The sequence below is a fragment of the Amycolatopsis oliviviridis genome (genome assembly GCF_014654365.1).
In the GTDB taxonomy this organism is placed as follows: domain Bacteria; phylum Actinomycetota; class Actinomycetes; order Mycobacteriales; family Pseudonocardiaceae; genus Amycolatopsis; species Amycolatopsis oliviviridis.
This window is the reverse complement of the sequence record NZ_BNAY01000015.1, coordinates 85033-106926: the sequence shown is the minus strand read 5'-3', so window position 1 is coordinate 106926 and position 21894 is coordinate 85033. Positions and strand designations below refer to the sequence as shown.

Sequence of the window (21894 nt, the reverse complement as noted above, 5' to 3'; positions counted from 1 at the left end):
GGACGGTCGGCCTATGCCCTGAGGTGCATCGTGTTGCGGCGGGGCTCTCCTGTCGGGTCGAGGTACGCGGGGGCGGTGAATTCGGGGAGTCCGTCTTGGGCGATCTGGACTTTCCATTCGCTGTGGTGGATCAGCCGGTGGTGTTTGGTGCAGAGGAGTACGAGGTTGTCGATTTTCGTTTCTCCGTGGTGTCGCCAGAAAACAATGTGGTGGGCGGTACAGCGTGGAACGGGCATGTCGCACCCCGGGAACGCGCAGCCTCCGTCGCGGATCGTGAGTGCGTACTTCTGAGCTAACGACACTGTTCGTTTTGAGCGGCCGATGTCGAGGGGTTCGCCCGCGGTGCCGAGAACACCGGGTCGCACGCGGGCGTCGCAGGCGAGGATGTGGGTGGCTTCCCCCGCTTGGCCGGGGAGATTTCGGCTGGTGGTCTTGAGCCGGACGTAGTCGGTGAAGGCGTCGCCGTAGCGTTCGGCTTGGGTGCGGGGGTCGCGGACTCCGTCGATGGCCTTGTGGGGTTTGGCCATCGGGTCCAGGTCGGATTTCAGTCGTGCGTAGGTTTCCAGGTCCAGGGTGGCTTTGAGGCCGAGCGTGCCGTCGCGGTGCTTGACGAACCGCAACTCCGGCCGGACATCCTTCGGGTCCTCGTTGCGCGGCTCTTTCCCGTCCGGATCGAGCTTGTCCAGGAGCCGTCGCCCGGCGCGGGCGATGCTCCGCGGCCCGGCATGACGAGCGAGGTCGACGAGAATCTTCTCCCCGCCCCGCACCTCCTCCTCCGGCACGAACGACGGGATCCGGGCGAGAGTGCGGATGATCGCGTCGATCTGCGACCCACCGATCGCGCCCTCCGCCGAAGCCTCAGCAGTCAGAGGCGCCAAAGGCGGAACAGGATCACCACCGACAGACGGACCGGGATACAACGCCAGCACCCGATCCGCCCGAGCCTTGGCCTCCTTCTCCGTCACATGGAAGTCCTCGTAAATCATCGCCGCCAACGTCGAATGCCCGCTACATCCCCGAACCCCGCGCGTATTGATCTCCGCGAGAATCGCGTTCTGCTCCGCATCCAGCTGACGCTTGAGGACTTCCAATTCCTGCTTACGGGCATGCAACACAGCCGTGTCGACACGCCACCACTCGATGCGCGTCGTCTGGGATCTGTCGCTGCCGGCCACGAAAACAACGCTACTCGCGGTCGAACATTTGTTCTATCGCACGTTTATGTGACACGTGAACTTGCTATTCCTTTCGTATGACGGTGGCCGCGGGCCGTGTCTCGCCTGCCTCGATCCGCTGGTGGTGCCAGCGCTACCAGTCGGCGTCCGGCCGCCACCAGCACGGTTCGGGGGGCTCGCCTGATGGTCACGAGCACGGTGGACGACGAGGCTGGACCCGATCGATCCGAAGTCCTCGAACAAGGGAAAAGTATGTCGAGAGTGGGTTCCTTGCGCCGCAACCTGATCCGTGCCGCCGGTGTCGCGCTGGTGGGTTCCGCCTGCGCGCTCGCGGTGCCCGGGAGCGCCGGCGCCGTGGTGAACGGGAAGGATTCCACCGAGCGCTACGAGTTCATGGCCTCGATCCCGGAGGTCGTGCCCGAGATGAACAACGCCAAGGGTGTCTGCGGTGCGGTGCTGGTCCATCCGCAGTGGGTGGTGACCGCGGCGCATTGCGTCGACCCGGGACGCAACCCGGCCAGGCCGGAAGGGACGGTCCGCATCGGCAGCCAAGGGCGGACCTCCGGCGGCTCGGTCCGCACGATCGACCGCTGGGTGCGCCACCCGGGCTACGAACCGGGCGCGCCGAACAAGAACGACATCGCGTTGGTGCGCCTGGACCGCCCGGTCTACCAGCAGCCGATCCGGATCGCCGATCGTCCCGGCCCGCCCGGCACGCCGACCCGTTTGATGGGCTTCGGCACCACGGTCGACACCGCCGACCTGACCAAGGTGGTGTTCCCCGAACGGCTCCAGGAACTCGACACCCGCCGCGGAGCGGTGTCCGAATGCTCGCCCGGCTACGCGGACCGGACCCGGCTGTGCACGATCAGCCGCAAACGTGACGCGATGGCGTGCATGGGCGACTCCGGCGGGCCTCAGGTCCAGCGCGGGAAGGGCGGCCGATGGGAGCTGATCGGCGTCACCTCCGGCCCCGGCGACGACGACGTGCCCTGCGCCAACGGTCCCGGCCTCTACACCAGCGTGCCCGCCTACGCCGGCTGGATCCACCGCACCATCCACGAACACAACTGACCTCCCGTCCCCGCTCGAGTCGGCACGTACCCGTGGCCGACTCGAGCGGGATCGTGGTGTCCAGACTGAGCTGGATCCGGTCGGATGCCAACCAAGAGCGGACGCCACGCGTCTTCGTGACTGTGATCAGCAACAGAGAGCTCTCCTGGAACGGGTGTGTCAATGGCCGGGATCTCGGCGGGCTGGGACGGACCAGGCCGCACGCGGTGGTCCGGATGGAGGCGCCGACGCGGTTGAGCGAGGCCGGGTGGGCGGCGGCTTGGGCGTATGGGGTCCGCACCGTGGTCGATCTGCGCGATCCCGACGAGCGCGAGCCGGACCACGCGCCGAGACCGGCAGGGATCACGACCGTTCATGCCCCGCTGGATCCGGTCGGCACCCCGTTCTACGAACGCTGGCAGAAGATCGATCACTTGGCCTCACCGCTGCACTACCCGGCGATGCTGGCCGAACACCCCGAGCGGGTGATCACCGCCGTCCGGGCGATCGCCAACGCCGCGCCGGGGTGCGTGGTGTTCCACTGCGCCGGCGGCAAGGACCGGACCGGGCTGCTCGCCCTGGTGTTGCTCGCGTTGGCCGGAGCGGCGCCGGAGGAGATCATCGCCGACTATCTCCTGACCTACGAGCGGATGAAGCAGCGGCACGACGAGCTCGGTTTCCGTGATCAACTGGCCGCGGTGACCGACCTTGTCGCGGCCCGCGACACCACCATCGAAGCGTCGCTGACCTCGACGATCACGTCGTTGACGATGCCGGGATACCTTCTCGACAACGGCCTGTCCGATGCCGAGCTCACCGCCCTGCGCGCCCGACTGACCACGCGCTCCTAAGAAGGAAGTCCCGAGACCCGCAGCGTGATGTTCAACCGCCCTGCCAACCCCAGCTCCGGATCAGCGGTCCCCGGCGACACCCGCGGCACCCCGTGGAAAGCCAGCCGCGACTCCCCGCCGAACACGAACAGATCCCCCGACCGCAGATCCACGTCCGTGTACGGCCGCCCGCGGTCCGTCGTGTTCCCGAACCGGAAAACGCACGCGTCCCCCAGGCTCAGCGACACGACGGGCTCCAGCGAGGCCTCGTCCTTGTCCTGGTGCATCCCCATCTTCGCGGCGGAGTCATAGAAGTTCACCAGCGCGATGTCCGGCTCATACGACGAAGACCCGTGAGCATCGGCGACGGCCCGCCGGCCGAGATCGCCCAGCCAGCCGGGAAACGGGAGCACCGGCGAGCCGTCGTCGGTCACCTTCGAGTACCGGTACGGGTGCCAGTGCCAGCCGAGACAGACCGTCCGCACCGACATGACGCCGCCGTTCGGCAAGCGCGTCCGCCGGTAGCCACGCCAGCCGCGACAGGCTTCGACCAGCCGTCGTTGCTCGTCGAAATCGAGCCAGTCGGGCACGTGCACGGCACCGGGGGCGACTTCGGCACGCGGGCGAGGGATCAGCGCGTCCACGGGTCGAGTTTGCCAGGGCGCGCGCCGACGAGCCGGTGGCCCCGCACCATGACACCGGCCGCGGCGAACCGGCTCAGCACACGCTGGACGAAACGCGGCCGAGGCGGGGCATGCCTGACAGTCACGGCGGAAAAGCTGCCATAACCTGCCACGGGAAACCACCTTTCGGATTACTCCGATCGGCGGGTTGACCGTAAGGCGTACACCCGGTTACCGCGCGAATTCGACCACCGTCACCCCGGCCTGGGCGGGCACCGGGTCGTTCATCGCCGCCAGCACCGCGGGGACGTCGTCGAGGCCGACCCGTTTGCCGATCATGGCCTCCAGGTCGATCCCGGCGGTCTCCACCACCCGCAGCATCTCGGGGTATTCGTGCGCTTGCAGTCCGTGGATGCCGACGATCTCCAGCTCCCCGCCGATCACCCGGTGCATCGGGATCGGCGCGATGCCCTGCGCGGGCGGCATCAGCCCGGCTTGGACGTGCCGTCCCCGCTTCCGGAGGCTGCCGACCGAAGCCGCGCAGGTGGTCGGCGAGCCGAGGCAGTCGAGGGAGACGTGCGCGCCACCGCCGGTCAGCTCCCGAACGTGAAGAGCGACGGCTTCGTGGCCTTCGAACGCGGACGGATCGACGGCCGACGCCGCCCCCATCCGCGTCGCCAGCGCCCTGGCCTGCGGAGACGGGTCCACGGCGACGACCGACGCACCGGCCGCGACGGCCAGCAGGATCGCCGAGACACCGACGCCTCCGCAGCCGTAGACCGCGACCCATTGCCCGGGCCGGACCCCGCCTTGGCGCAGCACCGCCCGGAACGCCGTCCCGAACCGGCAGCCCAGCGCCGCCGCCTCGGCCGAAGACAGCGAGTCCGGCAGCGCCACGAGGTTGACCTCGGCGTTTTCCAGGGCGACGTACTCGGCGAACGAGCCCCAGTGGGTCGCGCCCGGCTGGAACTCGCGGTCGCAGATCTGCTGGTCACCGGCCGCGCACTGGGCACAGGTGCCGCACGCGCAGACGAACGGCACCGTCACCCGGTCACCCACCGACCAGCCGCGGACACCCTCGCCGAGCGACGCGATCCGGCCGGCGAGTTCGTGCCCGGCGACGTGCGGCAGCGTCACCGACGTGTCGTGTCCCTGCCAGGAGTGCCAGTCGCTGCGGCACACCCCGGTCGCCTCGACGGCGATCACCACCCCGCCCGGCGGCGCGGACGGATCCGGCACCTCGCGTACCTCGGGCAGCACCCCGAACTCCTCGAAGACGACCGCCCGCACCGGCTCTCCTCTACGGTCCCGTGTCCCGGCTCCGCTGCGTCACCAGGCCCTCGCCGGGCACCGTACACCGGGCCGCACGTCCGCGTGGCGGCCCGAGAAGGCGGGACAGGGACTCCGGCGGCACCCCGAGGATCTCTTCGAGATTCTTGAGCACCAGCAGGGATTCCGGTCGTTCGGGACGGCAGCGGCCGGACTGCCAGTGGCTCAGCGTCGCGAGACTGACCGAGCACCCCCGCCCTCTCAGCCGGTACCGGATCCGGTCGAGACCGAGACCCCTTGCCCTGATCGCCGCTCTGAGGGCGTCCGCGAACGGCCCGGTCTCCAGCAGCCGCCTGAGTTCACGTCCTTCCGCCACCCCCCGGTCGATGGTGTGTGTCCGCTGACCGGTCATCGTCATCGCCTTCGCACGCTCGCTTAGCCACCCGGAATAGCGCAGCCTAGGCGCGGGAACACATGATCGGAAGGGCCTTAGATCACTCATCCGCACGGCATGTGGGTGACCTGCGCGGAATTCGAATTATGCAGAGACGTAGGGAAAATTCCCACCGGGCGAGCCGCCCGAAATGTGTCCACAGTGGACACGGCCGGTCAGCGCAGCGCGACCGACAGCGCCTGCGCGATCTCCTTACCGATCGCGTGCGTCGCCGCGTCCGGCGGCGAACCGACCTTGACCACCATCGGGCCGCCGAACGGCTGGCGCTCGACGACCTCGATCCGTTCGCCGAGCCCGATCGAATGCTCGGTCAGGTAGCGCAGGAGCTCCGGGTCGGTGTCCCAGACGCGGACGATCTCGCCGACCGCGCCGGGCGGGAGGTCGTCGAGGATGCGCATCGGCATCTCCTCGACGCTGCCGTCGGGGGCGGGGATCGGGTCGCCGTGCGGGTCGCGGACCGGGTTGCCGAGTTTCGCCGCGATCCGCTCGACGAGCCTGTCCGACACCGCGTGTTCGAGCGCGTCGGCCTCGGCGTGCACCTCGTCCCAGGTGTAGCCGAGTTCGGACACCAGGTACGTCTCGATCAGCCGGTGGCGGCGGAGCACCGAACGGGCGAGCTGCCTGCCTTCGGTGGTCAGCTCGATCCCGCGGTACGGGACGTGCGCGACCAGCCCCAGCTGGGACAGCTTGGTGACCATGCCGGACGCCGAGGACGGGCTGACCTCCAGCCGTCCGGCCAGCGACGTGTTGGTGACGGCCTCACCGCGCTCCACCAGCCCGTAGATCACCCGGACGTAGTCCTCCACCGACGACGACCTGCGGTTCGCCCCTTCACCCATGGGTGCGAGTTTACGGCTTGCCGCTTGGCCGTGACTCACCCAGCGTGCGGTCGCCAGCGGTACCGGATCCAGCCGGGGACGGGGTCGGCGCCGAGCTGGGCGTAGAACGCCTCACCCTTCTCGTTGCCCTCCTGCATGTCCCATTCGACCCGCCCGGGGGTCCGCGCGCTCAGCTCGTCGAGCAGCTCCCGGCCGAGGCCGAACCGGCGGTGTTCCGGGCGCACGAAGAGGTCGTCGAGCCAGATCCCCGGCCTGGCCTCCCAGGTGGAGAAGTTCCAGCTGCAGAAGGCGAAGCCCGCGACCTTGCCCGGTTCGCCCGGCGGGGTGGCGAGCAGCACCCACGCCTTCGGATCGGGTCCGAAGAGGAATCCGGCCATCTCCTGGCGGTCCAGCTTCAGATCGTGTTTGTCCTCGTAGACCGCGTGCTCCTCGATGAGCGCGCAGATCTCCTCGATGTCGTCCGCGACGGCGTCCCGTACCGGCATCAGTCTCAGCTCCGTTCGTAGACGAGGTCGCCGCCGACGGCGGTGGCGACGACGTGGATCGAATCCAAAGTGGACTCGTCGGTCGGGTCGGCCGAGAGGACGGCGAAGTCCGCGAGCTTGCCGACCTCCAGCGTCCCCAGGTCCTTCTCGGCGAAAGCGGCGTACGCGGAGCCGTAGGTGTACGCGCGCAAGGCTTCGGCGGGGGTGAGCCGCTCGTCGGGCCCCAGCACCACACCGGACGCGGTCTTCCGCCGCACCATGTCGGCCAGCGCGAGCAGCGGCGCGCCCTCGACGACCGGGCGGTCGGAGCTGGCGGGGAGCACGCATCCCGCGTCGAGCAGGCTCTTGAGCCGGTAGCACCACGGTTCGCGCTCGGGGCCGAGCGCGGCGCGCATCCCGTCGCCGATCTCGTTGACGAACCGGCCCTGCGGCGACGCGATCAGCCCCAGCGACGCCAGCCGCTCCAGCTCCTCGGGCCGCAGCACCGCGCAGTGCTCGATGCGGTGCCGGTGATCGGGCCGCGGGTCTGCCTTCAACGCGGCTTCGTAGGCGTCGAGGACGACGGTGATCGCGCGGTCGCCGATGGCGTGCGTCGCGATCTGCCAGCCGGCCTTGTGCGCGGCGGCGATCGTCCTGGCGATCTCGTCCTCGGGCACCTGGAAGTAGCCGACGTTGTCCGGTTCGCCCGCGAAGGGCTCGTGCATCGCGCAGGTCCGGCCGATCAGCGAACCGTCGGCGAACAGCTTCATCGCGCCGATCCGCAGCCATTCGTCGCCGAACCCGGTGCGCATCCCCAAGTCAAGCCCGAAGCCCGCACCGGCGTCGAGGTCGTGGAGCACGCTCGCCGCGACCATCACCGTGCTCCGCACCCGCAGCACTCCGCGATCGCGCGCGACCTGGTAGGCGGCCAGTTCGGCGGGTGTCTCCCCCACGAGACCCCCGCCGATCCCGGCCTCCTGGACACTCGTGATGCCCTCGGCCAGGTAGCGCTCACTCGCCCTGTCCAGTCCCCGGACGACCCGCTCGACCGGCGTCGGGTAGGTCAGCGGCCGCAGCATGAGCTGGGCCTGCTCCCGCAGCAGGCCGGTCGGCGAGCCGTCGCCGTCGCGGACGACGTCACCGCCCACCGGCACGTTCCCCAGGTCCAGCCGCTCCAGGACCGCGGAGTTGACCACGGTCATGTGCCCGGACGTGTGCTTGAGCCGCACGAGATGTCCCGGCGCCGCGCGATCCAGCCCCTGCCTGGTCGGATGGCCGCCCACGAGCTTGTTCTGGTCGTAGCCGCTGCCGATGATCCAGCCGCCCGGCGGGGTCTCCGCCGCACGCCGGGCGACGGCGTCGTACACCTCTTCGACGCTACGGCAATCCGACAGCGCGACGTCGTCGAGCGCCATGCCGAACCAGGCCATGTGGTTGTGCGCGTCATGGAATCCGGGCACCACCACAGAGCCGCCGAGGTCCACTCGCTTCCTTGCGGAAAGCGCCGCCGCATCGTGTCCCAGCGCCACGATTCGTCCGTTCAGCGCCGCCAGCGCTACGGATTCCCCCGTTCCGGTGAGGAACCGGGCGTTCTCGTAAACCGTGTCGACCCGCATGGATTCGACCCTATCGATCGATCGATCGGTCGTCTAGGCTCGGCGTCATGAGCACCGTGGACTACGCACTCGACGACGGCATCGCAGTGATCTGGCTGAACCGCCCCGAACGGCTGAACGCGGTGGTCGCCGAACTGGTCGACGACCTGCTGGAGGCGCTCGACGCGGCCGCCAAGTCGGACGCGCGGGCCGTCGTGCTCGCCGGCCGCGGGCGCGCGTTCTGCGCGGGTCACGACCTCAAGGAGCCCACCCCCGAGGGTGATTCACGCCCGCGGCTCGACCGGCTACAGGACGTGACGCGCCGCCTGCGTGGCCTGCGCCAGCCGGTCATCGCCGCGGTCCACGGCTACGCGATCGGCGCGGGCGCCGAGTTCGCGATGGGCTGCGACCTGATCCTCGCCGCGGACGACGCGGTGTTCGCCTTCCCCGAGGTCTCGCTCGGGCTGAGCGTCACGGGCGCGGCGTCGCGGCTGCTTCCGCTGCTGGTCGGCCCGCTGAAGGCCAAGGAGCTCCTGCTGCTGGGCGAACGCGTGAGCGGCACCGAGGCGTACGAGCTCGGCCTGGTCAACGCCGTCCTGCCCGCCGACGACCTGATGGACACCGCGCTCGACTGGGCGGCCAGGATCGCCGCCCATCCGGCGGCCGCGGCCACGATGGCCAAACGCGCCCTCGATTCCGGCATCGACAGCTCACTCGACGCCGCGCTCGAACTGGAGGTCAGCCACGCGCTGATCACCGAGCACTCCGCCGAGGTCGCCGCGTCGGCCGAGGCCTTCCGGAGCCGGACGTGACCCCGCTCGCCGGGATCGACACCCTGCTCGGGCTGACCACCCGCGCCGCCGCGCTCTGGCCGGACAGGACGGCGTGGATCTTCGACTCCACCGGCGAAAGCTTCACGTTCGCCGAAGTCGACGCGCGCAGCACGGAGTTCGCCCGCGCGCTGCTGGACCTCGGCGTGCGGCCGGGCGACCGGGTCGCGGTGATGCTGCGCAACCAGCCCGAGTTCCCGTTGCTGTGGCTGGCACTGGCCAAGATCGGCGGGGTGCTCGTGCCGGTCAACACCGGGTACCGCGAATTCGACGGTGCCCACGTACTCCGGCATTCCGGTGCCAGGTTCGCCGTCGCCGCCGAAGAATTCCTGGAGCTGCTGACCAAGATCGCGCCGGAGACCTCGCTGGAACGCGTACTCACGCCGGGCGAACTCACCGACCCCGGCGGCACCCCGGCTTTCGGGAGCGAGGCCGAACGCCCGATCAACATCCAGTACACCTCCGGCACCACGGGCGCTCCCAAGGGCTGCGTGCTGCCGAACCGGTACTGGACGACCCTGGCGATCAGCCTGGCGACGGACTTCCCCGCCGTCGGCGCGGACGACGTCATCCTGACCGCGCAGCCGTTCCACTACATCGATCCACAGTGGAACGTCGCGCTGGGGCTCGCGGGCGGCGCGACGCTGGTGGTGCTCGACCGGTTCCATCCGTCCACGTTCTGGGAGAAGATCCGCGAACACGGCGTCACCTGGTTCTACTGTCTCGGCCTGATGCCCACCCTCCTGGTGCGCCAGCCGGAAAGCGAGCTGGACAAGGCGCATCGGGTCCGCGCGATCTGCGCGTCGGCCATCCCGCGCGACCAGCACGCGGCGCTCGAAGCACGCTGGGGCGCGCCGTGGTACGAGGCATTCGGCATGACCGAGACCGGCGGCGACATCCGGATGTACCCGGCGGATCACGAAGAGACCGTCGGCACCGGCTGCCTCGGCAGGCCCGCGCCCACCCGTGAGGTGATGATCGCGGACGCGGATGGGAAACCCTTGCCGCGCGGGGAGACCGGTGAGCTGCTGATCCGCGGGGTCGGCCTGATGCACGGCTACCACGACGACGTCGAAGCGACCAGGCGCGCGTTCGACGGCGGCTGGTTCCACACCGGCGATCTGGCCACAATGGACGAACAGGGCCGCGTGTACTACGTGGGCCGCACCAAGGACATGATCCGCCGCAGCGGCGAGAACATCTCCGCCGACGAGGTCGAACGGGCGTTGCAGCTGCATCCGGCGGTCAAGCTCGCCGCCGTCATCGCGGTGCCGGACGAGATCCGGGGCGAGGAGGTCAAGGCGTACCTCGTCCTCGAAGAAAACGAAGGACACCGCTGCGAACCGGCCGAACTGGCGGAATTCTGCTCGGCGAAACTCGCCTATTTCAAGGTCCCCCGGTTCTGGGCCTTCGCGGCGGAACTGCCGATGACACCGTCGGAACGGGTCGCCAAGGGCGAGCTGAAGAAAGCGGAAGACCTTCGCGCCGGATCTTGGGACAGGACCACGGAAACATGGCTCTGAACATGGACTCTCGGCGGGAAAAAGAACCTCGAGTCGTGAACACCCGCGAAAGAGTCCGGCAGGCGGCGGTGAAATTGTTCGCCGCCAAGGGGTTCCATGGCACCGGGATCCGGGATCTCGCGCAGGAGGCGGAGCTTTCGTCCGCCAGCCTGTACCACTACATGGGCACCAAAGAGGATCTGCTGGTGACCATCATGAACGAGTCGCTGCGGCGGCTGCTCGACGCGGCGCAGCAGGCGACCGCCGGGCTCGCCGATCCCGTGTCCCGGCTCGGATCCCTGGTGGCCCTGCACGTGCTCGCGCACGCGATCCAGCCGGACGACACCCGCGTGGTGGACAACGAGGTCCACGCGCTCACCCCCGGCGCCAGGGCCGGCGTCGTCGGGCTGCGCGACGCCTACGAAAGGCTGTGGGCGGACGCCATCGAAGACGGGGTGACGGCCGGCGTCTTCCACACCGATCAGCCTTCGGTCACCAGGCTCGCACTGGTGGAGATGTGCAGCGGGGTCGCGCGCTGGTATTCGCCGAGCGGGCCGCTCACCCTCGATCAACTGGCCTCGCATTACGCGGAACTGGCGCTGCGGGCGCTGGCCTGTGAACGCCATCTTGACGTCGCGGCGTTGCAAAACTGCCGTGAAGTGGTCTCGGGAGTGTGGCGAGTGCCCGTTTAACGCCGACTCATACCTTGTACGCCTTGCTCAGACGGCTTCTCTGGGGGACGCTCGAAGGGTGACTGAGCAAACGATCCAACTCGAACTGGACGACTCGGGTCTCTCGCCGGCGTTGCCGGTGCCTTCGAACCCCCGTGATCAGGTGCAGGACGTCCCCTACCGCCCGGTGGGCTTCCGTGACGACGACCTGCCCACGGCCCTCGAACGGTGCGCGACATGGCTACGCCAGGCTCAGGAGTGGCTCGGGGAACCGGTCGATGTGCTGGCCGTCCATCTCGACTACGACGACCGCAAGGGTTCGCCCTACTACGACGTCAAGCTTCTCTGCAACGAGGAGGACCTGGCCGGGGTCCCGATCGCGATGCGGAGCCAGAAGTAAGTAGTCCCCTGATGTGATGAACGGGACTTTCCTGGCGAAAACTGCCGGGAAAGTCCCGTTCATCCCAGGTGTCAGCCCAAAGTGCCGCCGACCTTGACGTGCCCCTTGAGCAGGTTGCGTGCGATGGTCCGGCGCTGGATCTCGTCGGTGCCCTCGTAGATCCGCAGCAGCCGCAGTTCCCGGTACCACCGCTCGACCGGCAGTTCCCGCGTGTAGCCCATTCCGCCGTGGATCTGCAGGACGCGGTCGACGATCTCGTTCGCCTTCACCCCGCCGTACAGCTTCGCCATCGACTGCGCGTGCCGCGAGTCCAGCTTCTGGTCGACCTGCCAGGCGGCGTGCAGCACCAGCCAGCGCAGCGCCTCCAGTTCGGTGCCGGAGTCCGCGATCATCCACTGGATGGCCTGGCGCTCGGCGATCTTCTGCCCGAACGTCTCCCGCGTGTTGGCATGTTCGATGGCCATCGAGATCAGCCGCTCGCACGAGCCGATCGCCCGGGCGGGCAGCAGGTAGCGGCCCGCCCCGATCCACTGCATGGCCAGGTCGAAGCCGTGGCCGAGCTCGCCGAGGATCTGCGTCTCCGGCACGCGGACGTCCTCGAAGACCAGCGCCGCCGGGCCCCATTCGCCCATGGTGTCGATGTATTCGGACTTCCAGCCCGCGTCACGGTCGACGAGGAAGCAGGTGACGCCGCCGTTCGCACCCTTCTCCGGATCGGTGATCGCGAAGACCATCACGAAGTCGGCCTCGTTGCCGCCGGTGATGAAGGTCTTCTCGCCGTTGATGACCCAGTCGGTGCCGTCCTTGCGGGCGGAGGTCCGGATGGCCTTGGCGTCCGAACCCGCGCCGGGTTCGGTGATCGCGAAGCACGACTTGCGTTCGCCCGAGATCGTCGGGAGCAGGTAGCGCTCCTTCTGCTCATCGTTGGCGTAGTACAGGATGTTGTCCGCTGCGCCGCCGAAGCGGAACGGCACGAACGTGCGGCCGAGTTCGGCCTCCAGCAGCGCGGTCATCACCGCGGAGAGGCCCATGCCGCCGTACTCCTCCGGCGTCTGCGCACCCCAGAAGCCGGACTCCTTGGCCTTGAGCTGCAGCTCGCGCAGCTCCTCACCGGTGAGCCCCGGCTGACCGGCGCGTTCGCGGCGAAGTACCTCCTGCTCGCGCGGCATCAGGTCCCGCTGGACGAACGTGCGGACCCAGTCGCGCACCTCGCGTTCCTCGACGCTGAGAGAGAAATCCATGGTCAGCCCGCTCCTGTTCGGCATTGACTAAGCGCTCGCTTAGCTCAGGGTACCGCTTCGGTTGTCGTTCGCCGAGAAACTGTCATAAGTTTTCGCAACCTGTTCTCGTCTCGTTGAAGGGCACCCATGAGCACGCAGGAACCCGCGGCGAAGCGGGACCGGACCCATTACCTCTACATCGCCGTCATCGCGGCCGTCGGTCTCGGCATCGCGGTCGGCATCCTGTTCCCCGAGGTCGGCAAGGAACTGAAGCCGCTCGGGACCGGGTTCGTGAACCTGATCAAGATGATGATCTCGCCGATCATCTTCTGCACGATCGCGCTCGGCGTCGGCTCGGTGGCGAAGGCCGCGAAGGTCGGCCGCGTCGGCGGGCTCGCGATCGGCTACTTCCTGGTGATGTCCACGGTCGCGCTGATCATCGGCCTGGTCGTCGGCAACATCCTGCAGCCGGGCACCGGACTGCACCTGACCCCCGAGATCGCCGAAAAGGGCCAGGACCAGATCGCCAAGAGCGAGGGCACCGTCGAGTTCCTGCTCGGGATCATCCCGAAGACGCTGGTCTCGGCGTTCACCGAGGGCGAGGTGCTGCAGACGCTGCTGGTCGCGCTGCTCGCCGGGTTCGCGCTGCAGAAACTGGGCACGAAGGGCGAGCCGATCCGCCGCGGCATCGAGCACATCCAGCGGCTGGTGTTCCGGATCCTGGCGATGATCATGTGGGCGGCCCCGGTCGGCGCGTTCGGCGCGATCGCCGCCGTCGTCGGTGAGACCGGCTGGAAGGCGCTGCAGAGCCTCGCGGTGATCATGCTCGGCTTCTACATCACCTGCGGGCTGTTCGTGTTCGTGGTGCTCGGGCTGATCATCGGCGTGTTCGCCAGGGTCAACATCTTCAAGCTGCTGAAGTACCTCGGCCGTGAGTTCCTGCTGATCCTCTCGACGTCGTCTTCGGAGTCGGCGCTGCCGCGGCTGATCGCGAAGATGGAGCACGCGGGCGTCTCCAAGCCCGTCGTCGGCATCACCGTGCCGACCGGGTACTCGTTCAACCTCGACGGCACCGCGATCTACCTGACCATGGCGTCCATCTTCATCGCGGACGCGCTCGACAAACCGCTGACCATCGGCGAGCAGATCTCGTTGCTGGTGTTCATGATCATCGCGTCGAAGGGGGCGGCCGGGGTCACCGGCGCGGGGCTCGCGACGCTGGCGGGCGGGCTGTCGTCGCACCGGCCGGAACTGGTGGACGGCGTCGGGTTCATCGTCGGCATCGACCGGTTCATGTCCGAGGCGCGCGCGCTGACGAACTTCGCGGGCAACGCCGTCGCGACCGTGCTGATCGGCACTTGGACCAACGAGATCGACCGGGAGCAGCTGGACCGGACCCTGAACGGGCAGTCGCCGTTCGACGAGGCGACGCTGCTCGACGAAAACTCGAGTGATGCCAGTGCGGAATCGGGTAAAAAGAAGATGTGATCGAATGTGCGGTCCGCTGGTCCCCGCCCCTGCCCGCTGAACCCCGGTTCCTGGCCCTGCTCGACGAGCTCGAACAGGGCCGGTACGACAGCTACCGTCAGGACATCGACAAACGCCGGTTCCTGACCGGCCGGGTGCTGGCGAAGACCGTCGCCGCCGAGCGCCTCGGCCTCGCCGTCGAGGCCGTGAAGTTCGACGCGACCTGCGAAGACTGCGGTAAACCGCACGGCAGGCCCCGGGTCCCCGGCGCGCCGCTGATGCTGTCGATCTCGCATTCAGGCGACCTCATCGGCGTCGCGGCCACCGCGGGCACCCCGGTCGGCCTCGACGTCGAGACGGCCACCAGGCGGGCCGAGGACTCGCTCATGGAGTACGCGCTGACCCCGGCCGAGCAGGCCGCGATCTCCGGGCTGCTCGAAGCGGAGCGCGCGACGGCGTTCTTCACCTACTGGACGCGCAAGGAAGCCGTCATGAAGGCCACCGGGAAGGGCCTCAAGATCCCGCTGCAGAGCATCACGTTCTCCGCGTACGACGAGGAGGCACGGCTGGTCCGGTCGAGCCACGCGGCGCTCGACCCGGACCGGACCCGGCTCGCGGACCTCAAGGCGACCGAGGGCTATCGGGCCGCGGTCGCGCTGATCACCTCGGACGACATCTCGGTCACCGAAGACTTCACGCCCCTCTGACCTCACGCAATTCGTCCTCTGGATGCGGTAGTTGCGCGTGCAACTACCGCATCCAGAGGACGAAACGCGCTAGATCTCGAGGCCCATGGCGGCCAGCAGGGTGCGGAACTTCGCCGAGGTCTCGTCCAGTTCGGTCCGCGGGTCGGACGCGGGCACGATGCCGCCACCGGCGTACAGCCGCATGGAGGTGTCGGCGATCTCCGCGCACCGGATCCCGACGGCCCATTCGCCGTCTCCGGCCGCGTCGACCCAGCCGACGGCGCCCGCGTAGTACTCGCGGTCGAACGGCTCCAGCTCCCGGACCAGGGAGCGCGCGGCACCGGTCGGCGTGCCGCAGATCGCGGGCGTCGGGTGCAGCGCGGCGGCGAGGTCCAGCGCGGTGACGTCCTGGTCGATCAGCTCCCCGGTGACGGTGGTCGAGAGATGCCAGATCGCCGGCGTCGAGACCAGTTCGGGGCCTCGGACGTCGAGCGCGCGACAGAACGGCCGGAGGATCTCGACGACGGACTCCACCACCACGGCGTGTTCGAGGTGGTCCTTTTCGGACGCCAGGAGTGCCTCACCATGGGCCCTGTCGATCGCCGGGTCCGCCGACCGGGGCATCGACCCGGCATGCGGCCGGGACAGCACGGCGCCGCCGGTGCGGGAGAGCAGGAGTTCGGGGGTGGCGCCGACCAGCGTGCGCCCGCCGGGCAGCTGCGCGGCGTAGGTGGTGTGGCGGGGGTTCCCGTTCGCCAGGTTCCGGACGACGTCCGCGACCGGGACGGCAGCGGCGAAATCGAGATCGAGGGCGCGGGCCAGGACGACTTTGCGCAGGTCACGGTCGCTCAGCGCCGAGACGGCCGCGCGGACGGCGGCGAGATGCGCCTCCGGTTCGGGCACCGAAGTGACCTTGACCGGCTGCGGGAGGGCGGTGCGCGGAGGAACGGCCCCGCGCTCGGAAGACGCCCGGTGCACCGTGCGGGGCAGGACCAGGTGACCCGGCGTCGAGGTGCCCTCGCTGGTGTCGAAGGGCAGGACGCCGACCGCGATCGGAGCACCCGAGTCGGTGAACAGTCGGGGGAGTGCCCCGGACAGCCGCGCCGGATCGGTGTCGGTCGCGGTGGCGGCGGCCCCGGTCGCGAGGAGCGCGTGCCGGGCCGTGGCCAGGAGGAAGTCGCCCCGCTCGTAGCGGGCGGCCAGGTCTGCCGGGGTCGCCGGTGCGGTACTGGTCGTCACCCCACCAGCGTCCCAGGCTCCGGCTGAGACCAGGGGAAAGTGTTGCCCGGGCAACAGCCTCTCAGGCAACACCTTCCCCCGGACAGCCCGTGACCTGGGCAGTGTCTCTCAAAAGCGCGCTTTACTTCAGCGCCTCGAGGAGGGCCTCGCGCTGCCGCTCGCCCAGGCCGGCGGCACGCCGGTCCGGGTCGATCCCGGCCTGCTCCAGCAGGGCGGCGACCTTGACCGCACCCAGGCCGGGCACGGCCTTCAGCAGCTGCGTGACCTTCGTCTTGCCGATGGTCTTGTTCTCCTTGGCCTGCTTGAGCACCTTGTCGATGCTCTCCTTGCCGGACTTGATCGACGCAAGCAGCTCGGAGCGCGCTTTGCGAGCCTCAGCCGCCTTGGCGAGGGCATCGGCGCGCTGCTCCGGAGTCAACGTGGGCAGAGCCAACGTAGTAGTCCTTTCATCTCAGGTCTCCGCTTTCGCGGCCGACGGCCTTTAACCATGCTTGCAAGAGCAAGCGCTGGCCAGCCGTCTCTGTACCACGGCTCCAGTAAACGCCACCCGTTCCTCGGCCGTGAAACCGACACGCACTTATTACCCCTCGACCACGCCACGGGCAACCCGCCCCAGCCTGCGGAAACACGCCCATCGGGCGGCGATTCGCCTGCGTTCATCACCCTTATGAGCGATGCGAAGACTTCGCACTGTTAGCCATTTTTCGTTTCATGGTAGGAAAAACACGAATTATTGATGATCTTGACCCGAACCGGCGAACACCCGTTAGCGCGACACTGTGACCGAACGGTTGCCTGCGACGTTACTGACCAGTTCACCCGACCCGCATTAGAGTCGGCCCAACCCCAGTTCACCGGAGAACGAGCACCACGGGAGTACGCGATGTTGAGCACGATGCAGGACGGACAGCTGTCACTGGGCAGGCTGCTCCGCCACGGCACCAAGGTGCACTCCGAGAACGAAGTCATCACCTGGACCGGTTCAGAAGCCCGCCGCGAGACCTACGGTGAGCTCGGCAAACACGCCGCGAAGCTCGCGAACGCCCTCCGGAGCCTCGGCATCACCGGTGACCAGCGCGTGGGCACGTTCATGTGGAACAACGCCGAGCACATGGCCGCGTACCTGGCCATCCCCGCGATGGGCGCGGTGCTGCACACGCTGAACATCCGGCTGTTCCCGGAGCAGCTGGTCTTCGTCGCCAACCACGCCGAGGACCAGGTCGTCATCGTCGACGGCACGCTGATCCCGCTGCTGGCCAAGCAGCTGCCCGAGCTGAAGACCGTGCGCCACGTGATCGTGGCCAACGGCGACGCCTCGGCCCTCCCGGCGCCCGACGGCGTCCAGGTGCACTCCTACGACGAGCTGCTGGCCGGCCAGCCGGACACCTTCGACTGGCCCGAGGTGGACGAGCGTTCCGCCGCCGCGATGTGTTACACCTCGGGCACCACGGGTGACCCGAAGGGCGTCGCGTACTCCCACCGGTCGATCTGGCTGCACTCGATGCAGGTCACGATGACCGACAGCATGCGGCTGGCCCAGCACGACAAGGCGCTCGCGATCGTCCCGATGTTCCACGCGATGGCATGGGGCATGCCGTACGCGGCGCTGATGGTCGGCGCGTCGCTGCTGATGCCGGACCGCTTCCTCCAGCCCGCCCCCATCGCCCAGATGCTCGACGCGGAGAAGCCGACCTTCGCCGGCGCCGTCCCGACGATCTGGCAGGGCCTGCTGTCGCACCTCGACGCGAACCCGCAGGACATCTCGCATCTGCGCGAGGTCGTCGTCGGCGGGTCGGCCGCGCCGCCGTCGCTGATGCACGCGTTCGAAGACCGCTACGACGTGCCGATCCTGCACGCCTGGGGCATGACCGAGACGTCGCCGCTGGGCAGCGTCGCGCGTCCGCCCGCGGCCGCGACCGGGGAGAAGGCGTGGGAGTACCGCTACACGCAGGGCCGGTTCCCGGCCTCGGTCAGCGCCCGGCTGATCGGCGACAACGGCGAAGAACTGCCGTGGGACAACGAAAGCGTCGGCGAACTCGAAGTGCAGGGGCCGTGGATCGCGGCGTCGTACTACAGCGGCACGAGCGGTGACGAGCCCGACCCGGAGAAGTTCCACGACGGCTGGCTGCGCACCGGCGACGTCGGCAAGATCAGCCCGGACGGCTATCTCACGCTGACCGACCGCGCGAAGGACGTCATCAAGTCCGGCGGCGAGTGGATCTCCTCGGTGGATCTGGAGAACCAGGTGATGGCCCATCCCGCGGTGGCCGAGGCGGCCGTGGTCGGCATCCCCGACGAGAAGTGGGACGAGCGTCCGCTGGTCGCCGTCGTGCTCCGGGAAGGCCAGAGCGCCACGGCCGAGGAACTGCGCGAGTTCCTGTCCGACAAGGTCGCGAAGTGGCAGCTTCCGGAGAACTGGACCTTTGTGGACGAAGTCCCCAAGACGAGCGTCGGCAAGTTCGACAAGAAGCGGCTGCGGGCGTTCCACTCCGAAGGCAAACTCGACATCAGTCAGCTCTAACGGGTTAATCTCCCGCGCGCCTGCCCTTCCGTGAAGGCCATCTTGAGGGACCCTGTCCCTGGAGATGGCCTTCACGGCGTTCGGCGAAGGGTTTGTTGGTGCGTAAGACAAGCAGGCGGACGTTCCTCGCGTTGGCGGGGACGACGGCGCTCTCCTCGCTCGCCGCCTGCGGGTCGAACACCGTCCAAACAGGAACCCCGCCGCCCTCGACGGCGTACTCCGCCGGGGTGACCAGGCCGAAACCGAAACCGGTGGACCTCGCGCAGTGGTACCACCCGTATCCCGAAACCGGTGTCCAGGAAGCCGTCACCCGCTACGCGGCCGCGTACCAGAAGTCCAAGGTCGCGGTGCAGTGGAATCCCGACGACTACGAGACGAAACTGAACGCCGCGCTGGCAGCGGGCCCGGTCCCGGACGTCTTCGAAGGCCAGGTCACCGTCGACCGCGTCCGGCAGAACCTCCTCGTCCCGCTCGACGACGTCATCGGGCCCGTGCGCGGCGACTTCAACGCCTCGCTGCTCGCGGCGCAGACCGTCGACGGCAAGCTCTACGGCATCCCGCAGGCCCTGGACACCCAGGTTCTCTTCTACCGCAAGAGTTTCCTGCAGGAGGCCGGGGTCGAGCCGCCGCAGACGCTCGACGAACTCGTCGACGCGGCGAAGAAACTCTCCAAGGACGGCGTCAAAGGGCTGTTCGCCGGCAACGACGCGGGCGCGGCGGCACTCGCCGGGCCCTTGCTGTGGTCGGCCGGGCTCGACTACGTCAAGGACGGCAAATCCGTCGGCTTCGACGATCCGCGTGCCGCCACGGCGTTCGGAAAGCTCCACGAGCTCAACGGTTCGCTACTGCTGGGCGCCTCGACGGACTGGCAGGACCCGGTCCCGTTCATCGACGGGCTCGCCGCCATGCAGTGGACCTGGCTGTGGAACCTGCCGAAGATCCAGGACACCATGAAGGACGACTTCGGTGTCCTGGCCTTCCCCCGGCTCGACGCGTCGGGCGCGCCGTCCGTCCCGGTCAGCGGCCTGAGCTCGATGGTGCATTCGAAGAGCCTGAACCCCAACGCCGCCAAGGACTTCGTCAAATGGCTCTGGCTGGAGCGCACCGATTTCCAGCAGGAGTTCGCCACGAAGTTCGGCTTCCATCTGCCCGCGCGGCTGAGCGTGCTCGACAAGATCCCCACGGCGGGCGACGCGGCGAAGCTGGTCCGGGAGAACGGCCGCGCCGCCGGTCCACTGTGGACTTCTTCGGCGAACACCGCGCTCGTCGACGCGCTGGGCCGCATCGCCCGCGACGGCGCGGACCCGGCCGCCGAGACGAAGAAAGCGGTCGAAGTCGTCAAAGCCGAACTGGGTCGCCTGTCCGCGTGAGCCGCCGTGAGCGGACGTAAGCGACGATCAGCACGATCGACAGGATCACCGCGCCGCCGTCGGTGACCAGCGACGGGAGCACTCCCGGCCAGCCGTGTTCACCGATCGCGGCCCGGTGCACCTCGAACGGCACGACGAAGACGCCGAACGCCTGGCCGACGTTGAACGCGAGCACCGGCCAGAAGAGCCAGCGCCGGCGGAACCAGACCAGCAGTCCCAGCGCGTTGCCGGCGATGAAGACGTTCCCCACCAGCCGCAACGCGCTGAGATACGTCGGCGCCTCGGCGGTGTCCGCGCCCTTGAGCCGCATGCTCGCTTCGATCAGGTCCAGATCGATGATCACGTAGTTCTGCAGTGCCGTCCCGAGCACGAAAACGACCGAGCACAGCACCGTGACCAGGCGGATCTTCGGTGTCCAGAGCATCACTTCCCCCGTTCTCTATCAGTGATAGAGACAAATCTATCACTGATAGAGTCCTCGGGTGGCACGCAAAGGCTCGCTGGACCTCGCCAAGATCACCGAGGCCGCCGTCGATCTGCTCGGCGAAACCGGTCTCGCCGAGCTCAGCACCCGGCGCCTGGCGGCGAAACTCGGCGTCAGCTCACCGACGCTGTACTGGCATGTGAAGGACAAGGCGGAGCTGCTGGACCTCGTCGCCGAAGCCATCTGCGCCGACGCTTTCGAGATCGACGGCGAGCTGCCGTGGCGCGAACAGCTCGCGAGCGGACTCCGCCAGTTCCGCGCCCTGCTGCTGCGCCACCGGGACGCGGCCGCCCTGCTGCGCGAACGGCCACCGACCGGCCCGCACCGGCTGAGCCACATCGAAACGACCGCCCGGATCCTGCTTGAGGCCGGCTTCTCCGAAGAAGACACCGCGGGCATTTCACGGCTGCTCACCGCACACGTGCTCGCCTCGGTGGAAACCCTCCCCGCGCGGAAGCCGGACGAAGGGTTCCTCGAACGTCTCGCGGCCTATCCCCACGTGAGCAGGCTCGGCCCGGCTTTCGCGACGCAGAGCGGCGAAGATCTGTTCGACCTGGGTGTCGAGGTGATCTTGGACGGACTCGAAGCCCGGCTCTAGGCGCTGTCCTGTAAGTCCGTTCGATGGGCTTCGTGATCCAGGTGGTCTCTGGCGGTGCGGACGATTCAGCCTCGTACCGGGTCGTACTCGGCTGGATCGCCCGTGCCGTCAGGGGCCGCCTGGGCGCGAAGACCGCGGACGGACTTACAGGACAGCGCCTAGTCGCCGGAGACGCCCCAGATCGCCAGTTCGACGGCGACGTCGTTCTCGTAGAGCAGCGCGCAGTTCGCGCTCCAGCGCGGGCGGCGTTCGTACGGCAGCCGACCCGCCTTGTCGAGTTCGTCGAAGCCCTCGACGGACGGCTCCTCGGTGCCGAAGGCGGCGAGGAGTTCGGCGTCGGTCAGGGGCCGGATCGTGCCGAAGTCGTCCTCGCCCGTGGCGCTGATGAACTCGTGGACGTCGAGCACGGAATGGGTCCCGGACTCCTGGACGCTCTCCACCTCGTACAGCTCGTCGACCGAGTCCGGGCGGCCGAGTTCGTCCTCTTCCCAGAGGTAGTCGCCCTCCGCGAACACGCGCGCCTTCATCGCGTCCAGCGCCGCTTCCGGGTCGCCGCCGAACCGGCCGCGGACAGACCAAGCCGAAGCACCCACCAGGACCACCT

The 21894-nt window shown here is 68.6% G+C and carries 24 protein-coding genes; 11 read left to right on the top strand and 13 right to left on the bottom strand.

Going from position 1 to position 21894, the window contains the following annotated elements; all coding sequences use genetic code 11:
• Positions 1–11 precede the first annotated feature (11 nt).
• Positions 12–1175, bottom strand: coding sequence for an HNH endonuclease signature motif containing protein (locus tag IE302_RS40620; protein ID WP_308436955.1), 1164 nt, complete (start codon positions 1173–1175; stop codon positions 12–14).
• 252 nt (positions 1176–1427) lie between these two features.
• Here IE302_RS40620 and IE302_RS40615 point away from each other — a divergent pair, with 252 nt between their 5' ends.
• Both IE302_RS40615 and IE302_RS40610 read left to right on the top strand, forming a co-directional pair.
• The gene (locus IE302_RS40615; protein WP_191259784.1) at positions 1428–2249 is read left to right on the top strand and encodes a S1 family peptidase; all 822 of its coding nucleotides are present in this window, start codon (positions 1428–1430) and stop codon (positions 2247–2249) included.
• A gap of 122 nt (positions 2250–2371) precedes the next feature.
• Positions 2372–3079, top strand: coding sequence for a tyrosine-protein phosphatase (locus tag IE302_RS40610; RefSeq protein WP_191259783.1), 708 nt, complete (start codon positions 2372–2374; stop codon positions 3077–3079).
• On the opposite strand, the gene IE302_RS40605 is transcribed toward IE302_RS40610, so the two are convergent.
• The 7 genes from IE302_RS40605 to IE302_RS40575 all read right to left on the bottom strand — a co-directional run bounded on the left by IE302_RS40605 (position 3076) and on the right by IE302_RS40575 (position 8323).
• On the bottom strand, positions 3076–3702 hold the full coding sequence (locus IE302_RS40605) for an alpha-ketoglutarate-dependent dioxygenase AlkB family protein (protein ID WP_191259782.1): 627 nt from the start codon (positions 3700–3702) through the stop codon (positions 3076–3078). The genes IE302_RS40610 and IE302_RS40605 overlap by 4 nt on opposite strands.
• On the bottom strand, positions 3690–3827 hold the full coding sequence (locus IE302_RS40600; RefSeq protein WP_191259781.1) for a hypothetical protein: 138 nt from the start codon (positions 3825–3827) through the stop codon (positions 3690–3692). The genes IE302_RS40605 and IE302_RS40600 overlap by 13 nt, the downstream gene beginning before the upstream one ends.
• 85 nt (positions 3828–3912) lie before the next feature.
• Positions 3913–4971: a zinc-dependent alcohol dehydrogenase family protein gene (locus IE302_RS40595; RefSeq protein WP_191259780.1), complete on the bottom strand. Its 1059-nt coding sequence runs from the start codon at positions 4969–4971 to the stop codon at positions 3913–3915.
• A gap of 10 nt (positions 4972–4981) precedes the next feature.
• The gene (locus IE302_RS40590; RefSeq protein WP_191259779.1) at positions 4982–5368 is read right to left on the bottom strand and encodes a transcriptional regulator; all 387 of its coding nucleotides are present in this window, start codon (positions 5366–5368) and stop codon (positions 4982–4984) included.
• 191 nt (positions 5369–5559) lie between these two features.
• A complete protein-coding gene (locus IE302_RS40585; RefSeq protein ID WP_020631721.1) occupies positions 5560–6243 on the bottom strand; it encodes a metal-dependent transcriptional regulator in 684 nt (227 codons plus the stop codon).
• 35 nt (positions 6244–6278) lie between these two features.
• A complete protein-coding gene (locus IE302_RS40580; RefSeq protein WP_007028633.1) occupies positions 6279–6728 on the bottom strand; it encodes a GNAT family N-acetyltransferase in 450 nt (149 codons plus the stop codon).
• Positions 6729–6733: 5 nt separating this feature from the next.
• Positions 6734–8323, bottom strand: coding sequence for an amidohydrolase (locus tag IE302_RS40575; RefSeq protein WP_191259778.1), 1590 nt, complete (start codon positions 8321–8323; stop codon positions 6734–6736).
• Between the two features lie 47 nt (positions 8324–8370).
• On the opposite strand from IE302_RS40575, the gene IE302_RS40570 reads away from it, so the two are divergent.
• The 4 genes from IE302_RS40570 to IE302_RS40555 are packed head-to-tail and all read left to right on the top strand — an operon-like array spanning position 8371 to position 11705.
• Positions 8371–9114 (top strand): enoyl-CoA hydratase/isomerase family protein, encoded by a 744-nt coding sequence (locus tag IE302_RS40570; RefSeq protein WP_191259777.1) that lies wholly within the window; start codon positions 8371–8373, stop codon positions 9112–9114.
• Positions 9111–10655 (top strand): ATP-dependent acyl-CoA ligase, encoded by a 1545-nt coding sequence (locus IE302_RS40565; RefSeq protein ID WP_191259776.1) that lies wholly within the window; start codon positions 9111–9113, stop codon positions 10653–10655. The genes IE302_RS40570 and IE302_RS40565 overlap by 4 nt, the downstream gene beginning before the upstream one ends.
• Positions 10656–10690: 35 nt before the next feature.
• Positions 10691–11326 (top strand): TetR/AcrR family transcriptional regulator, encoded by a 636-nt coding sequence (locus tag IE302_RS40560; RefSeq protein WP_191259775.1) that lies wholly within the window; start codon positions 10691–10693, stop codon positions 11324–11326.
• A gap of 58 nt (positions 11327–11384) precedes the next feature.
• Positions 11385–11705, top strand: coding sequence for a hypothetical protein (locus tag IE302_RS40555; protein WP_191259774.1), 321 nt, complete (start codon positions 11385–11387; stop codon positions 11703–11705).
• A 71-nt stretch (positions 11706–11776) separates the two neighbouring features.
• Here the strand turns inward: IE302_RS40555 and IE302_RS40550 are convergent, their stop codons facing one another.
• Positions 11777–12946: an acyl-CoA dehydrogenase family protein gene (locus tag IE302_RS40550; protein WP_191259773.1), complete on the bottom strand. Its 1170-nt coding sequence runs from the start codon at positions 12944–12946 to the stop codon at positions 11777–11779.
• Between the two features lie 126 nt (positions 12947–13072).
• On the opposite strand from IE302_RS40550, the gene IE302_RS40545 reads away from it, so the two are divergent.
• Positions 13073–14413 carry a cation:dicarboxylate symporter family transporter gene (locus IE302_RS40545; protein ID WP_191259772.1) on the top strand — a complete coding sequence of 447 codons (1341 nt, stop codon included), beginning with the start codon at positions 13073–13075 and terminating at the stop codon, positions 14411–14413.
• Positions 14410–15099, top strand: coding sequence for a 4'-phosphopantetheinyl transferase family protein (locus IE302_RS40540; protein WP_191259771.1), 690 nt, complete (start codon positions 14410–14412; stop codon positions 15097–15099). Before IE302_RS40545 ends, IE302_RS40540 begins: the two co-directional genes overlap by 4 nt.
• 69 nt (positions 15100–15168) lie before the next feature.
• Here the strand turns inward: IE302_RS40540 and IE302_RS40535 are convergent, their stop codons facing one another.
• Positions 15169–16317, bottom strand: coding sequence for an isochorismate synthase (locus IE302_RS40535; protein ID WP_191259770.1), 1149 nt, complete (start codon positions 16315–16317; stop codon positions 15169–15171).
• 121 nt (positions 16318–16438) lie between these two features.
• Positions 16439–16750, bottom strand: coding sequence for an integration host factor, actinobacterial type (mihF, locus tag IE302_RS40530; protein ID WP_005155963.1), 312 nt, complete (start codon positions 16748–16750; stop codon positions 16439–16441).
• Positions 16751–17200: 450 nt separating this feature from the next.
• Between mihF and IE302_RS40525 the strand changes: the two genes are divergently transcribed.
• Both IE302_RS40525 and IE302_RS40520 read left to right on the top strand, forming a co-directional pair.
• A complete protein-coding gene (locus IE302_RS40525) occupies positions 17201–18838 on the top strand; it encodes a long-chain fatty acid--CoA ligase (protein ID WP_191259769.1) in 1638 nt (545 codons plus the stop codon).
• Positions 18839–18936: 98 nt separating this feature from the next.
• On the top strand, positions 18937–20208 hold the full coding sequence (locus IE302_RS40520; RefSeq protein ID WP_191259768.1) for an ABC transporter substrate-binding protein: 1272 nt from the start codon (positions 18937–18939) through the stop codon (positions 20206–20208).
• Here the strand turns inward: IE302_RS40520 and IE302_RS40515 are convergent.
• Positions 20177–20632, bottom strand: a complete 456-nt coding sequence (locus IE302_RS40515) for a hypothetical protein (protein ID WP_191259767.1) — start codon at positions 20630–20632, stop codon at positions 20177–20179. The genes IE302_RS40520 and IE302_RS40515 overlap by 32 nt on opposite strands.
• 58 nt (positions 20633–20690) lie before the next feature.
• Between IE302_RS40515 and IE302_RS40510 the strand changes: the two genes are divergently transcribed.
• Complete coding sequence (locus IE302_RS40510) at positions 20691–21290, top strand: TetR/AcrR family transcriptional regulator C-terminal domain-containing protein (RefSeq protein ID WP_191259766.1); 600 nt, start codon at positions 20691–20693, stop codon at positions 21288–21290.
• Between the two features lie 158 nt (positions 21291–21448).
• On the opposite strand, the gene IE302_RS40505 is transcribed toward IE302_RS40510, so the two are convergent.
• A complete protein-coding gene (locus tag IE302_RS40505) occupies positions 21449–21883 on the bottom strand; it encodes a hypothetical protein (protein ID WP_191259765.1) in 435 nt (144 codons plus the stop codon).
• Between the last annotated feature and the right edge of the window lie 11 nt (positions 21884–21894).

Coding starts and splice junctions, on each gene's coding strand:
- IE302_RS40615 (WP_191259784.1), top strand. CDS start 1,428: ATGTCGAGAGTGGGTTCCTTGCGCCGCAACCTGATCCGTGCCGCCGGT.
- IE302_RS40590 (WP_191259779.1), bottom strand. CDS start 5,368: ATGACGATGACCGGTCAGCGGACACACACCATCGACCGGGGGGTGGCG.
- IE302_RS40585 (WP_020631721.1), bottom strand. CDS start 6,243: ATGGGTGAAGGGGCGAACCGCAGGTCGTCGTCGGTGGAGGACTACGTC.
- IE302_RS40580 (WP_007028633.1), bottom strand. CDS start 6,728: ATGCCGGTACGGGACGCCGTCGCGGACGACATCGAGGAGATCTGCGCG.
- IE302_RS40575 (WP_191259778.1), bottom strand. CDS start 8,323: ATGCGGGTCGACACGGTTTACGAGAACGCCCGGTTCCTCACCGGAACG.
- IE302_RS40570 (WP_191259777.1), top strand. CDS start 8,371: ATGAGCACCGTGGACTACGCACTCGACGACGGCATCGCAGTGATCTGG.
- IE302_RS40550 (WP_191259773.1), bottom strand. CDS start 12,946: ATGGATTTCTCTCTCAGCGTCGAGGAACGCGAGGTGCGCGACTGGGTC.
- IE302_RS40545 (WP_191259772.1), top strand. CDS start 13,073: ATGAGCACGCAGGAACCCGCGGCGAAGCGGGACCGGACCCATTACCTC.
- IE302_RS40525 (WP_191259769.1), top strand. CDS start 17,201: ATGTTGAGCACGATGCAGGACGGACAGCTGTCACTGGGCAGGCTGCTC.
- IE302_RS40515 (WP_191259767.1), bottom strand. CDS start 20,632: ATGCTCTGGACACCGAAGATCCGCCTGGTCACGGTGCTGTGCTCGGTC.